Origin of the sequence: Mesorhizobium kowhaii, assembly GCF_003253745.1 — a bacterium.
Lineage (GTDB): Bacteria > Pseudomonadota > Alphaproteobacteria > Rhizobiales > Rhizobiaceae > Mesorhizobium > Mesorhizobium kowhaii.
In genome coordinates this window covers 61134-74838 of record NZ_MZXV01000070.1, presented here as the reverse complement: position 1 = coordinate 74838, position 13705 = coordinate 61134, and the positions used below count along the sequence as shown (strand labels likewise).

The 13705-nt window shown below is 58.6% G+C and carries 15 protein-coding genes; 5 read left to right on the top strand and 10 right to left on the bottom strand.

The window, feature by feature from the left end; translation table 11 throughout:
- Nucleotides 1-224 precede the first annotated feature (224 nt).
- The 6 genes from B5V02_RS31340 to B5V02_RS40895 all read right to left on the bottom strand — a co-directional run bounded on the left by B5V02_RS31340 (nt 225) and on the right by B5V02_RS40895 (nt 6005).
- The gene (locus B5V02_RS31340) at nt 225-779 is read right to left on the bottom strand and encodes an NADPH-dependent FMN reductase (RefSeq protein ID WP_245446319.1); all 555 of its coding nucleotides are present in this window, start codon (nt 777-779) and stop codon (nt 225-227) included.
- Nucleotides 780-1104: 325 nt separating this feature from the next.
- The gene (locus tag B5V02_RS31335; RefSeq protein WP_111547877.1) at nt 1105-2067 is read right to left on the bottom strand and encodes an enoyl-CoA hydratase/isomerase family protein; all 963 of its coding nucleotides are present in this window, start codon (nt 2065-2067) and stop codon (nt 1105-1107) included.
- A 295-nt stretch (nt 2068-2362) separates the two neighbouring features.
- Nucleotides 2363-2980 carry a response regulator transcription factor gene (locus B5V02_RS31330; RefSeq protein WP_111548053.1) on the bottom strand — a complete coding sequence of 206 codons (618 nt, stop codon included), beginning with the start codon at nt 2978-2980 and terminating at the stop codon, nt 2363-2365.
- Nucleotides 2981-3073: 93 nt separating this feature from the next.
- The gene (locus B5V02_RS31325; RefSeq protein WP_111547876.1) at nt 3074-3448 is read right to left on the bottom strand and encodes a response regulator; all 375 of its coding nucleotides are present in this window, start codon (nt 3446-3448) and stop codon (nt 3074-3076) included.
- On the bottom strand, nt 3445-5856 hold the full coding sequence (locus B5V02_RS31320) for a PAS domain-containing protein (protein WP_146606185.1): 2412 nt from the start codon (nt 5854-5856) through the stop codon (nt 3445-3447). Before B5V02_RS31320 ends, B5V02_RS31325 begins: the two co-directional genes overlap by 4 nt.
- The gene (locus tag B5V02_RS40895; RefSeq protein ID WP_167458745.1) at nt 5853-6005 is read right to left on the bottom strand and encodes a hypothetical protein; all 153 of its coding nucleotides are present in this window, start codon (nt 6003-6005) and stop codon (nt 5853-5855) included. Before B5V02_RS40895 ends, B5V02_RS31320 begins: the two co-directional genes overlap by 4 nt.
- A gap of 422 nt (nt 6006-6427) precedes the next feature.
- Here B5V02_RS40895 and B5V02_RS31315 point away from each other — a divergent pair, with 422 nt between their 5' ends.
- From B5V02_RS31315 to B5V02_RS31305, 3 genes are all read left to right on the top strand, one after another.
- On the top strand, nt 6428-7024 hold the full coding sequence (locus tag B5V02_RS31315; protein WP_111547874.1) for a redoxin domain-containing protein: 597 nt from the start codon (nt 6428-6430) through the stop codon (nt 7022-7024).
- Between the two features lie 96 nt (nt 7025-7120).
- Complete coding sequence (locus B5V02_RS31310; RefSeq protein ID WP_111547873.1) at nt 7121-7501, top strand: nuclear transport factor 2 family protein; 381 nt, start codon at nt 7121-7123, stop codon at nt 7499-7501.
- 9 nt (nt 7502-7510) lie between these two features.
- Nucleotides 7511-8137: a DNA-3-methyladenine glycosylase gene (locus B5V02_RS31305; protein ID WP_425374435.1), complete on the top strand. Its 627-nt coding sequence runs from the start codon at nt 7511-7513 to the stop codon at nt 8135-8137.
- On the opposite strand, the gene B5V02_RS31300 is transcribed toward B5V02_RS31305, so the two are convergent.
- From B5V02_RS31300 to B5V02_RS42545, 3 genes are all read right to left on the bottom strand, one after another.
- Nucleotides 8118-8483, bottom strand: coding sequence for a response regulator transcription factor (locus tag B5V02_RS31300; RefSeq protein ID WP_111547872.1), 366 nt, complete (start codon nt 8481-8483; stop codon nt 8118-8120). The two genes, B5V02_RS31305 and B5V02_RS31300, sit on opposite strands and share 20 nt — an antisense overlap.
- A 951-nt stretch (nt 8484-9434) precedes the next feature.
- A complete protein-coding gene (locus B5V02_RS31295; RefSeq protein ID WP_111547871.1) occupies nt 9435-10733 on the bottom strand; it encodes an epoxide hydrolase family protein in 1299 nt (432 codons plus the stop codon).
- 123 nt (nt 10734-10856) lie between these two features.
- Nucleotides 10857-11168 (bottom strand): hypothetical protein, encoded by a 312-nt coding sequence (locus tag B5V02_RS42545; RefSeq protein WP_167458744.1) that lies wholly within the window; start codon nt 11166-11168, stop codon nt 10857-10859.
- On the opposite strand from B5V02_RS42545, the gene B5V02_RS42540 reads away from it, so the two are divergent.
- Nucleotides 11077-11463: a hypothetical protein gene (locus B5V02_RS42540; RefSeq protein WP_342633888.1), complete on the top strand. Its 387-nt coding sequence runs from the start codon at nt 11077-11079 to the stop codon at nt 11461-11463. The two genes, B5V02_RS42545 and B5V02_RS42540, sit on opposite strands and share 92 nt — an antisense overlap.
- Before the next feature lie 359 nt (nt 11464-11822).
- On the opposite strand, the gene B5V02_RS31285 is transcribed toward B5V02_RS42540, so the two are convergent.
- The gene (locus B5V02_RS31285; protein WP_245446318.1) at nt 11823-12173 is read right to left on the bottom strand and encodes a TrbI/VirB10 family protein; all 351 of its coding nucleotides are present in this window, start codon (nt 12171-12173) and stop codon (nt 11823-11825) included.
- Nucleotides 12174-12366: 193 nt separating this feature from the next.
- On the opposite strand from B5V02_RS31285, the gene B5V02_RS31280 reads away from it, so the two are divergent.
- Complete coding sequence (locus tag B5V02_RS31280; protein WP_111547870.1) at nt 12367-13650, top strand: substrate-binding domain-containing protein; 1284 nt, start codon at nt 12367-12369, stop codon at nt 13648-13650.
- Nucleotides 13651-13705 lie beyond the last annotated feature (55 nt).

Sequence of the window (13705 nt, the reverse complement as noted above, 5' to 3'; positions counted from 1 at the left end):
CAAATCTTATGCGTCATCAATGAGGTCTCGCACCTAAAAGCGGCCTGCGAGATACCACCTTTGCCATTTGCGTCGCGCGCCCCCCGGCTGGCGGCTGATCCGGGCAAATCGACAAAAGCGAATTCAAATCCCGCGTTTCATGGCTAGAGCAATCCCGATTGGGGTCCAGCGGCGACAACGAACGGCAGGGCGCCTCGAGGGCAGAGAGCTGCGTTCTTGCCGGGTTATGCTCCCGCTCGAGAACGTGCTCCGTGGACCAGCATCACCCAGTCCGTAAAGGAGCTCATCACCTTAGCTAAGAAGTCACGGGCCTCGGGAGACTTTAGCCGGTCTTGGTCGTCGAACATAGCCGCAACCTCTGGCAGATACGCCTCTGGCTGCTGCATCACCGGCATATTTAGAAAAACGAGGCTCTGCCGTATGTGGTGGTTCGCCCCGAACCCGCCAACCTTGGAGGGCGAAGCACTGACCACGGCGGCCGGCAGGCCATTCCATACGCTCTCAAACGGCGGGCGTGAGCCCACGTCAATTGCGTTCTTCAATCCGCCGGGGACCGACCGATTGTACTCCGGCGTAACGATCAGCACCGCATCCGCATCGCGAATCTCGCTTCGAAATCGCGTCCAGGCTTCCGGCGGAAAACCGTCCGAATCCTCCGTGTAGAGGGGCAGGTCCGCGAACTCCACGATGTTGCAGTTGAGGTTCACCGGCGCCAAGCCGATCAGGGCGCGTGCAATCTTCCTAGTGTAAGAGCCGGTGCGAAGACTGCCCACAAGCACAGCAACAGTGAATCTCCCAGTCCTTTGGGTAAGCTCGTCTTTGGCACGGCTGCTTTTTGCGGAAGCGACGCTGACTGGCGTCGGGGCAAATCGCGCCAACCTGACCCCGACGGGCGGAGCATACAGGCCAGCAAACGGGAACGGCCGGGGTGACCTGTTCCGCTTAGTAACGCTATCGCTCGCGACACGCCGATCGCAATCGGTCTCCAAGTCGGGCATCTCAGTGATCTCCGATTCGCATTCCTGGGGAATTACATGCCTACAGAACGTACCTACCGGGCGTCACCGCCGATAACTCGGCTCCACTCGCGCGGTAGTGTACCGATTAGTCCCGATACTTGGCGGTATATTGCTCCAGGTTCTTCTCGACGTCCCCAGGCTGCTGCAGCCCTTCATCGACAAGGACCTTCACACGCGCCTGAGCCGCAGGTCGTTGTACAGAAGTGATGAATGCGTCCCAGCCCGGCTGCATTTCGGAGTCCGGGGGCAAACTAGCCTGGTTGATCAGGTTCTTGGTGTCAGCAATCGCCTGCCCATCGAACGAAGCAATGCGCGTCGCCAAGGCGTCGACAAAACCGTCCAATTCTGAATCGGGCAGCGCCCGGTTCACATAACCGTAGCGCTCGGCAAGTTCGCCATCAAAGCCCTCGGCACCGATCAACATCTCCATAGCGCGGCCGCGGCCGACCAGCCGAGGCAGCCGCGCCATAGGGCCGCCCCCAGGGACGAAGCCGGCGCCAACTTCAAACTGCGACACGACCGCCTTCTCCCGACTTGCAAAGCGCATGTCTGCCGCTAGCGCAAGCTCGCTGCCGATGCCACTCGCCCGTCCACGAATTGAAACAATCGTCACCGCCCTCAGGCGGCTGAGGCGCACCATGATGTCGGGCACGGGATGCATGCCCGTTGGCCCCGGCTTCATACCGCTGGAGTCCTTAAGGGGACTCAAAAGGTCGTAATGAGCGATGAAATAGTCTGGCACCGCGCTGTCAAACACTACAACCTTGACCCTCGGATCCGCTTCGATCTGGCCAACAATTTCTGCAAGCTCGCGGACTTCGGACGGGCCAACTATATTGAGCGGCGGATTGTTGAAAGTGACTTCCCAATAGGCCTCACTCTTCCGTGTCAGGCGGATCTTCGCCGTCTTCGTACTCGGTGTCGCTGCAAGCGGCGTGCTAGCATCACTGGATTGCTTTGAATTCTGCGCGGACACACTAATTGAACAGTAGAGCGCCACAATAATGGAAAACAGTATCGCCGATTTTCTAAGTTTATAATTGTCCATAGCTATTTTTACCTCGTTGATCGCCAAGATCTACACCGATGCAAGAGATTAACCTTCAACACCGATACATATTTAGCAGTGACAAACGCCATCTCGCTCGAAAATGTTGCCGAGCACAGCACCTTCTCGCCAGCTCTCCTGCCAAGAATTCCACGTTGACTTCGAAACTATGGATATAGGTGCAGGAATATCGTCGCTAACGCGATAGGACGATGGTGTCGCCGATACCTTGGCATCGATGAGACGTCTCACCGCGATGGCGATTGAGCGATAGTTCGGGCGCGGGGAAAAGCCTCTACTCAGCGATGCGGAGTCGGGCCGCCATGTTCACCAGTTCGGCCAGCGAGCGGGCCTGCATCTTGCGCATAGCCTGGCCACGATGTGCCTTGACTGTGATTTCGCTGATGCCAAGCTCAAAGCCGACCTGCTTGTTCAAGAGACCAGAGACGACCAGCGCCATAACCTCCTGCTCGCGACGGCTGAGCGATGCATGACGATGCCTGAGGGTCTGCAACTCAGAGTCCAGAGCAAGTGCGGTCTCACTTCTTTCGAGTGCCAGCTTGATCGCACCCAAAAGTTCCTCGTCGTCGAATGGTTTGGTCAGAAACTCGACAGCCCCAGCCTTCATCGCTTTGACCGTCATCGGTACGTCGCCGTAGCCGGTTATGAAGATGATGGGCATGTCGGTACGCTCGACAGATATCAGCTTCTGCAGGTCGAGCCCACTCAGATCAGGAAGATTCACGTCCAGGATCAGACAGTTCGCAACCAGCGGACGTGACCGATCGAGGAATTCTTTTGCTGAAGCGAACGTCTCTGGTCGCCAGCCCACAGAGCAGATGAGTAGTTCCAACGATTCGCGTACCGAAACGTCGTCGTCTATAATGAACACGACAGGTGTTTCGTCCGACATGGATGACGATTTTACCCCACCGTCCCGTTGAACCGCTAGATACGAGTACATCGCAAATTATCCTCCTAAGACGGCATTAACAATCCACCGGGTTCAAGGACCACGGAGCGCCGAACTAAGCGCTTCCTGAAGGACCTGATCGCTGAATGGCTTGAACAAACACTCCACTGCACCCTGTTCGATGAGACGCTGCCGGATCGTGCTATCCCTTTGCGCGGTGATATAGATGATCGGAATCCTCTTTCTGCGGCGCGCTAGCTCCACTTGCAACTCGGGTCCCGTCATACCAGGCATGGCAACATCGAGAATGAGGCTCTCGGTCTTATCGACGGCGTCAGACGCGAGGAACTCCTCCGCTGAAGAAAATGTCCTCACGCTAAAGCCGAACTCGTGCAACAAATCTGGTAGGGACTCGCGTACCGATTTATCGTCATCGACCACCGACACGAGTGCATGCGTAAGCTTCATCTAACCCCCACTGATCTTGGAGAATCGCCGACCTGAACACCCGACGATCGGTACTTGGAGTACTCGGGTACGGAAAACGTAAACGTAGCCCCCGGGCCGTCATTCGCTGCCGCCCACAGGCGCCCGCAATGGCTATCGATAATGGAGCGGCTGACGGACAAGCCTATCCCCATGCCTTCATTCTTGGTTGTGTAGAAAGCCTCGAAGAGCCGCTCCGAACCATCGGCGCCGAAACCCGCGCCTGCATCTTCCACCGAGAGACGCACATAATCGTCTTCGTCGTGTTCAGTTCTGATGACCAACCGCTTGGGCCGATCTTCGACGCCACTCATCGCATCCGCAGCATTTCGCAGCAGGTTCATAATCACTAGCTGAAGTTGGACGCGGTCGCCGGCGACGAGCGGAAGCCCCTCATGAAGTTGGGGGTGTAGAACCACGCGACTTCTCTGAAGGTCACCCGCCGACAATGCTATTACCTCGCGTGCAGCCTCGTTCAGATCTACCGGCTCGATCGTAGGGGCTCGCTTGCTGAAGAGCGCACGCAATCGCGCGATCACATCGGCGGCAAGGTTGCCGTCGCGTATGGTGCGATGTGCCGTCTCGCGTGCGCCGTCAACATTTGGCGGATCGGCGGCCAACATCCGAAGGCAGGTACTGGCATTGGTGATGATACCCGACAGCGGCTGATTGACTTCATGAGCTATCGAGGCGGTCAGCGCTCCGAGACTCGAAACCCTGGTGACATGTGCGAGTTCAGACCGAGCCTTGCCAAGCGCTTCCTCCGCCTGCCGGCGTCCTGTGTCGTCCTGAACCGCAGTAAGGCATTCCATCCGGCCGTCATGATGACGGATAACCTGGCCAAAAGTGCGTAGATACTTGACCCTGTTGTCCGACATCCGTAGTCGGATCTCATAGCCCAGATGGCTCTGACCGCCGCGAACCCGAGCCATTTGCGCAGTTAGTGATGGAATGTCGTCCGCGTGGATTCGCTCACGGATTTGCTCAAGCGTCACTGGAGCACTCGGGTCGAATTCAAAGATACGATAAAGTTCCTCGGAAAATGCGATCTCGTCTGTGTCCACGCGCCATGAGAACGCCCCGGTGGAACTCAGACGTTGAGCTTCCGAGAGCAAAGTTTCCGTCCGCCTAAGCGCAGCTTCGATCAGGGAACGCTCAATAGCGATACTGGCGATCTGCGTGGCGTGTGCAATGATATCCTGATGATGCGGCGACGGGGCCGCCGGCTTTCGTTGAACGATGCAGAAGGTGGCTAGCACGCGCCCTTCTTTGGAACAGACCGGCGTGCTCCAGACTGACCTATATCCGTGCCGCAGAACATGGGACCGAACAGGCGAGGTATACCAGCGCGGATCTAATTCGATGTCCACCGCGACCACCTGTATCTTTTGAAGAGCCGCTATGCCACACGGCAACAGCTCGCCACTGACAGGCATCCCCGCAATCGGGTCGCTGTAGGCAGAAGGCAGAGAAGGAGCCACGGCATATTCAAATGTCGAGCTGATCCAATCGATCATGTGAACATCACAAAAGCAATCAGGGGCAGCCCCTTCAATAAATTCGCACAACGCGCCTAGAACGTCGCGGAGCAAACTGCCTGACGCGATCATCTCCAGCAGCTGTTTTTCGCCCGCGAGGAAAGCTTCCGCCTGCTTCCGACCCTCAATATCGTGGCTCATACCGTACCAGCGGATCACTTTACCGGCTTCGTCGTGGAGCGGCACGCGACGGGCAATGTGCCAGCGATACGTACCATCGACCGCTCGCACTCGGTACTCATGTTCGAACGGTTCTCCTGTCGTGACACATGCGCGCCATTTGCTCTCTTCGAGTTCGATGTCATCTGGGTGGATTGCGCCCCTCCAGCCACCATTCGTCACATCCTCAGCAGAGAGCCGCGTGAACTCGCGCTCCCGCCTGTTGATAGAAATTCGCGAGCCGTCGGCGTAATAGGCCGAAACCAGCGCCGGTATGTCGTCGATCGTTCGTTGTAACTCGCCCTCAGCTTCGACGGCCTTGTCCTCAGCCCGCTTCCGCTCATCGATGTCAATGTTCACCCCATACCATTTGACAATGTTGCCTGATTCATCCCGCAACGGGTTAGCGCGGATAAGAAACCACCGATAACTTCCATCAAATCGGCGCAATCTCGCTTCGGTTTCCCCGGCTTTACCCGAGGCTATGATTGTCTGCCATATGGTGATCAGCCCATCCAGGTCGTCAGCATGGACCACAGCCGTCCAGCCCCACCCCCTCGCCTGCTCGGCGGCGAGGCCGGTGTAGTCTAGATACTGCTTGCTTAGAAACTCAGTGGGCCCGTCTGGCCGAGCTGACCACGCCATCGCAGGAATGGTATCGATGATGAGTTTGAAATTGTGCTGGCTTGTCACGAGGGTTTCTTCGCTTTTGCACAGTACTTCTTCTGTTCTGCGGCGCTCACGCCAAAGGCCTCATCGTCGCCGTTGAAGAAAGCACAGGCATGACCCACTTGGCCGAGTTCACATCCAGCGAAGGAAGCGGATGCGCCGGTTTTCTTCATTGCCGTTATCGCCTAACAGAACGTGTAGACCATGCCCCCGGACCACACGAACGTCTATTATGCCTTGGTGTTGATTTTGGTGACGGAGATCGAAATCCGCGATGGGAAAAACGAATTCAAACGCTTCAAGGCAATGACAGGCAATGTCTGCGACCCGCGATGGCATTCACCATCAAGGGGAGCAGACCCTGAACAAGCCGGTGGCCGGCGCCCAATGCCTTTGCCTTGGCAAGCGGCGGATTCTGCTAGGGCTCAGCAACCTCAGCCTTAGCCTAGCGACCGATATTCGATGCTGGAGTAACCATTATTCCATGGTACCGGCGACACCATCGCATAATGGATTTTGATACCTCTCCCGGCTTTTTATGGTCCGTCCGGCCAAAATGGTTCTCAACCTCCGGGACACTCAGTGAGGCTTTCAGATGCGCTCCGACATCATTCCAGGATCGATTTTTCCGGATTATGAGCTACCGGATCATGGTGCCGTGCGGCGAAGGCTTTCCGAATTGCAGGGACAAGACCCCATGGTCCTGGTTCTCGGCAGAGGTGGGTACTGTCCTAGGGACCGACGGCAGGCTGAAGGGCTTGTCCAGCTCTATCACGAAATGGCAGTGGGTTATTGCCGGCTCGTCACCATCACCACGGATAATCTCCTAGAGACAAACGAGTATCGATTGAGCGCTGGCGCTCATTGGCCTTTTCTTTCCGACCCGCGGCGCGTGATCCAGAAGGACCTCGACATCGCCGAGTACACGGATCCCGCGCACAACCCCATGATCCCTCACGTTATCGTCATGGAGCCGGGTCTTATCGTCCACAAGGTCTACAATGGGTATTGGTTTTTCGGGCGACCCACCGTGGAGGAACTGCGGCAGGACATGCGAGCGGTGACCATGAAATGCCGACCGGATTGGGACATCACCAGGCCGGAACTCAAGGCTGCGTGGCAGACGGGTCGTAAGGAGCTTTTCTATCCTTATGGAAAGACGCGCGCTCAAACACTTCGCGAAAAGGAATGAATTCGAAGATTGTCGGTGCGCGAGAGCGGGCTGGCAAGGTGACGAGCTTTAGTCGCTGTGCGAGGTTTGGGCCTTAGGGGGTTAAGAAGATTTGGTATGGAAGACCGGGAGATACGAGCGGCTCTGGATCGCCACTGGGCCGCCTCCGATGCGAACGATCTCGAGGCGGAACATCAGATTTATCGGGAGGACGCGGTGCTCGACTATCCGCAATCGGGCGAGCGCATTCGCAGACGGCGAAGCATTCAGTCGTCCCGCGCCGCGCAGCCGAACAAGAAACGCTTCACGGTGCGGCGCATCATCGGCACGGGCGACCTCTGGGTCACGGAATTTGTCCTGACCTATGACGGGCGGCCGTCCTACACAGTGAGCATCATGGAGTTCCTCGATGGCAAGGTGGCCCGCGAGACCCAGTATTTCGCCGATCCATTCGAGCCGGGGCCTTCGCGCGCTGAATGGGTCGAGCGTATGCCCTGAAACCTGGCCGTGCTGAGGTCGGCCACCTATCGCCCGCTCGACCGCCCGGAGCTGCCGGACGATACGGCCGCCCTCGCCCGCTATCTCATCGGCAAGGTGGTGGTTCGCGAGTTGCCGGAAGGCGTCGCCAGCGGTCGCATCGTCGAGACCGAGGCCTATGTCGTCGGCGACGCCGCCGGCCACGGCTATCGCGGGATGACGCCGCGCAACCGTTCGCTGTTCCTCGAGCGCGGGCACGCCTATGTCTATCTCGCCTACGGCATCTCCTACATGCTCAACGTCTCGAGCGAGACGCCGGGCACCGGCACTGGCGTCCTTATCAGGGCGCTCGAGCCAGTCGAAGGCATCGAGATCATGCGGGCAAATCGAGGCATCGAGCGCTTGCGCGACCTGGCGCGAGGACCGGGAAGGCTCGCCCAAGCGCTGCGGATTGATCGTTCGCTCGACGGGCTCGATCTTTGCCGGAAAGGCCCTCTGTGGCTCGGACATGGTGAGGACGACGAGCCCGGTGAAATCGGACAGAGCACCAGGATCGGCATTTCGCGGGATGCGGACCGACTCCTACGGTTCTATGTCAGGCAGAGTCCGTTCGTCAGCGGTCCAGGATCGCAACCCGTCAGCGGACAACAGCATTGAGCGCATCAAGCAACGCAGTATCCGTGAACGGTTTTAGGAGACATTCGATTGTCCCACTCCGACGCAGACGCCCACAGACCTGTTCATCTCCGTGGGCTGTAATGAAAACGATCGGAATCTGCCGACCCTGTTGCGCCAGCTCGCGTTGAAGCTCGATCCCGGACATACCAGGCATTGCGATGTCAAGGACCAAGCATTTGGCTTGATCGATCAGTTTCGAAGCCAGGAATTCTTCTGCTGAGGAGAATGCCTCGGCTTCATGGCCGAACATGCTGATTAGGTCCGGAAGCGACTCACGAATGGACTCATCATCGTCGATTACAGCGATGTATGCTCGTCGTATCATTATGCACTTCCAGTACTATCCGCGAAACTTTGGCGGGGCATGATCAAAATTGTTGACCGATACCCCCACAATCAGCGAGGGAACGGAGAAAGCAGGCCTTAGAGCCTGGGCTGTCGTTACGCTCGGCCCAAACGCGGCCCTGGTGATTCTCGATTATGGTCTTGCTGACAGAAAGACCGATGCCCCATTTCATTGCTTTTGGTCGTATAGAGCGGCCCAAAGAGTGCCTCGGCCATAACCGGATCAAATCCGCTGAGGCAGCGCTGAAGCCATTTGTTCTCAGAAACCTCGGGCTTCATGATCAGCTTCGCTGCGAGAGCGCTTTGTCGGTGCGGCGTTGAAACAATCTTTGAAGAGACTCTTGAGCCGGCGCGAAGAAAGGATTTTGCTCAAGAATGCCGAACTGACCGACGCGTGGGCCGGCGCCGGCAGTTGTGCGAAGCTTCAACTCGTCAATGCGCTGCGCTGATATGACGTCGATCCCGTCAGTATCCCAATGGTTACCAGGGTGACCATGACGACATACACCGGCCATCTGAACCACTCGATGGTCGCGGTCGAAGCGATTCTTTATTATTGGCATGAGAATACACACACGCTAGGCACTCGATCCAGTTGAGCGCCCTCAAGCAGCATAGGCTGCGCTGGCGTAGCCACCTAACTCCCTCCAAGCCCGTGGGGTTTAGTGCCGTAGCAATGGACGGTGCCCGCTCCCATTCCGAAAATCCATAGCACCTTGGTATCGGTCTAAGGGTTTTTTCTGTTAACGTCGGTCGTTGGGCGGAGGCAAGGCTCCGATTTTCGCCGGAGATTTCAAAAATAAAGCGTCCGCGCGTGACGGTCATCGACGATGACATCATGAAGGAGAAGCGGCAGCCCGCCTACGGGGGGCGGGTCGGCGCGCAGACCTGCCCTGAGCTGAGGGCGCGGGCAGGTCTGCACTGGCAGGGGTCAGGCGCTATGCAGCGACCTGAACGCGGTCCTGAGCTCGTTGGTGAAAACCTGCGGCTGTTCCCATGCCGCGAAGTGACCGCCTTTCGGGAGCCGGTTGTAGTAGATCAGCTTGGGATACGCCTTCTCGGTCCAGCTCTGCGGCGCTGTGTAGATCTCGTCCGGGAATGCACTCACGGCGGTGGGGAGCGGCACGCCTTTCGGCGCGAAGAAAGCCAGCTTGCTTTCCCAGTAGAGGCGCGCCGACGAGACCGCAGTGTTGGTCAGCCAGTAGAGCGCGATGTTGTCGACGACGTCTTCCTTGGACAGACCCTCGGACTTTCCGTCAAAGACGCGGGCGATCAGGTCGTAGCTGCGTGCATCGTGGTCGAGCATCCAGGCTGCGAGGCCGATAGGTGAATCGGCCAGCGCGTACAGCGTCTGCGGCCGATTCGCCATCTCCTGGGCGTAGGCCAAGCCATGCTTCCAAAAGAAGTCGAGTTGATCCCAGGCATAGCGTTCGTCGGACGACAGACCGGAGGGCGCAGGGCCACCCGCCGCGAGCGCACTCGAGACCTCATCCGGCAAGGTGGCCGGCATGTTCGTGTGGATGCCGATCAGGCCCGGCGGCGTCTGCAGCGCCATCTGCTCGGTGACGGCATTCCCCCAATCGCCGCCCTGCGCCACATACCGCGTGTAACCCAGGCGCGTCATCAGTTCGCCCCAGGCTCGCGCGATCCGGATTGGATCCCAGCCGGCCGCCGTCGGCTTCCCTGAGAAACCGTGTCCCGGCAGCGAGGGGATGACAAGGTCAAAGGCGTCGGTGGCGCTGCCCCCGTGGGCCGTCGGATCGGTCAGGGGGCCGATGATCTTCAACTGCTCGATGATCGAGCCGGGCCACCCATGCGTAACGATGATCGGCAGCGCGTTCGCATGCTTCGAGCGAATGTGGATGAAGTGGATATCAAGCCCGTCGATCTCGGTGACGAACTGCGGCAAGCCGTTCAGATAGGCCTCGCATTTGCGCCAGTCGTATTCGGTCTCCCAGTAATGCGCGAGCGCCTGCATCGTCGCGAGCCGAACGCCTTGGGTGGTGTCGTTCACCGTCTCGCGCTCGGGCCAACGCGTGGCTTTGAGACGCTGCTTGAGGTCGACGAGATCCGCGTCCTCAACGTGGATACGGAACGGGCGGATGGCGGCAGATCCGCCACTCGTCGAAATCGCCCCGGCGACACCCGCCGAGGTAATCATTGCAATAACCCCTGCGGCGGATGCCGCGAGAACTTCCCGGCGGGTGGACATTGAAGATAATGGTGACATCTGTGCCTCCTCATAACCTGGTCAAAGCTGCTCGCGTCGAGACAGCATCAACCCATGAGGCCAGTAAGTGCCGGTCGGCTCTATTGGACGTTGGTATCGCCGATACCTTTGTATGCTCCCGCGTCAAGCGCATCTCACCGCAACGCCGAGGCTCCGCCACGTGACCTCGGGCTGATCCGTGAGGCGATTGCGGCATAGTGCCAAGGGCGGACGCACCCAGGCCGTCGTCGGTACAAAGGTATCGGCGATACCTGGGTCCAATGGATTTTGCAGCGCAGCGCGGGTCTGATCGCGGTGAATCCATACTTCGGCGGTGACGTCGATTTTCCGAAAGGGACTTGCCATGGACAAACTAATCAAAGCAGCGGCGCTGACTGGGGCGATGAGCCCGGAGACCTTGGCGTCGGCGCAGACCGGTAACATCAAGCCGACCATCGTGCTGGTCCACGGCGCCTTTGCCGAGTCCGCCGGTTGCAACGGGGTCCTGACCCGCGACGGCTATCCAGTGGCCGCCAACCCTCTGCGCAGCGTAGGCAGCTACGCGGTCTATGGGGCGAGCGTCGTCCACGGCGCGGAAGTCTGCGAAGCTGATCAAGGGCGCCAAGGCTACTACCCGGGGGCGCCTCACGGCATCACAGCCATGCACCAGGATCAGATCAACGCCGACCTGCTCGCCTTCATCTCAAATCACGATCGCGCGTCGTCAGCAATTCCGTGGAGGAGCCAATGACCATCTTTGGCAACCTTTCGCGGACCTTGAACCGCGTGTCAGGCGGCGCGCGAGGCCAAACGTTGTGCGCTCGCATAGCCGAGCGGGCGCCTGAATGCTGGTTCTGTCAGCTTCTGTCACGGATTGTAGAGCCGAACCATTGCGCCATCGAGCTGGCGCGCTGGCATAGGCGCGGAACATACGCCGCGGCACGGCTACCGTACGGATAGCCACGGCCGCTAACGACAACATATGGAGCCTATGCCGATAATTGGCAGGCTGGGGTTACGCTCCAGTCGTGATCGACCCAGGGAACCGGTTATCCCTTGAGGAAAGGGCTTTTCTGGAGTTCTTGGAGGCCTCTGACCGTAGTCTGAGCGTTACGGCATCACACATTTGGCTGAGGTCTCCGAGGCACAATATTGAAGCGCAATTTGAACCATTAGTACGCGAGGCATCTTCTTCGGCGTGCCGAAGCTTACCCCGGTCGGCCGGGATGACCTCATACAACGCCGGTAGGGCTGGAGCACGAGGTCCTTCTCGACGATCACGCGGAGTGGCCAGCCGGGCCGAATGGTGAGCGTGGGTTGGATATTGAGATTCATCTCAACTAACCGCTGGCCGGCTTCGTTCGTACTCTGCTGAGCCGATTGCTGAGGCGCCCGAACAAGATCGCTTTGGTCGCTACCGACGGTATGCTCGGTTCCGACACCGAGCAGGGTCGCGAGCACGACACCCCCCTGATGAGCTGCCAAGTGTGGAAGTCCACTTCGTTCTCGGAAGGGTCCGTTGGCACAAAATGGGAACGAATACGGTTGTATGAAGCTCAGGTCCAGGCTCCTGTCGGATGCTAGGTCGCCTAGTCTGGTGTCAAGATCGATTCTGAATTAGCATTCAGACCGGTGTATCGGGCGGATCAAGGGCATGGAACGCACAGGGAGAAAGCACGTCAATTTTGCGTTGCGTGCATTCCGGTCGATCCTGTTGGTCGTTCTCGGGACGACGATTTTACCTGCGGGCGTCTCAGCCCAGAATTCGATCGTGGCCGTGGACCCCAATCTGGCGCCGTGCGGGACGTACAATGCCGCCGCGCTCGATCCGAGACCGGTTCCAAGTGCCATCGGCGGCCCGGCGATGATCGAAGCCTTGCTGCAGCAAGGCTTCCACACGCCTGCGACGATGCTGGGGGCGCCCAAGGACGTACCGGTAAGCTGGTACGACCAGGTCAGGGTGACGCCTGAAGATGCCAAGCGGATTTGCGATCAGCACCTGACGGCGGTCTACATCGATTGGGCAAGCGCGCCATACAACCTCGCCATGAACAGCGGCGCCAAGATGGTATTTGATGCCCTGGGCATCAGGCTGCTACGGATTGGAAACTACGCCTTCAATCCCAACGGATTGAGCGGCGTGCTCGCCGCCATGCTGCCGTTGCGGCCGAACATTCTGCTCACCGGTGGCGTCGCAAACCCGGCGCAGCTCGGCGCGATTTTGAAGCCCGCCGTGGATCAAGGCATTGTCATCAGCCTATGGGCTGTCGCATCGCCTAAACTCGAGATCGGGCAGAACGGTCCGATCAAATCCCTGGTCAGCTACGATTTCTACGGGCTCGGATTGCAACTCGCTGATGCCGTCCACCAGCAGTATCCAAACGGCGCCGAGCTCGGCTACATCCACTGGATCAACGACTCGCCGCCGGTTCAGGCGCGCGAGCATGGGTTTCTCGACGGATTGAAGAAATACCCCAACATCAAGATCGTGACCAACGGCGAGCCGGACCCATCGAATCCCGCGTCCGGCTTCACCAACTATAGCTCGCCGCAGGCTTTCACGACCGCTTTCCTGACTCAGCACCCGAACGTGAATCTCTTGTTCGCCCCTTGGGAAGATCCGCCCGCACTCGGCGAGGCTGCGGCAATCCGGGCCTTGCATCTCGAAGATAAGATCAAGATCGTGACCATGGACCTGGGCGGCGATGGGATCTACCAACTCAGACACAATGGTCCTATCGTCTTGGACATGGCCCAGGATGTGTACGACGCCGGACGGGTGATGGCGCTGACGGCCGCGCTTTCGTCGATCGGCAAAAGCAACTACCAGTATGTTCTGGTTCCGACCTTCCCCGTTTTTTCGAATTCCGACATGAGTGCTGCCTGGGATTTCATGCACGGACCGGAGATGAAATGCCCGGATACAGCCTGCCAGTGAAATGCCCGCTTTTCCGAGCCAAGATGAGTTGGCCAAGAGCGTTGCGAGGGAACGA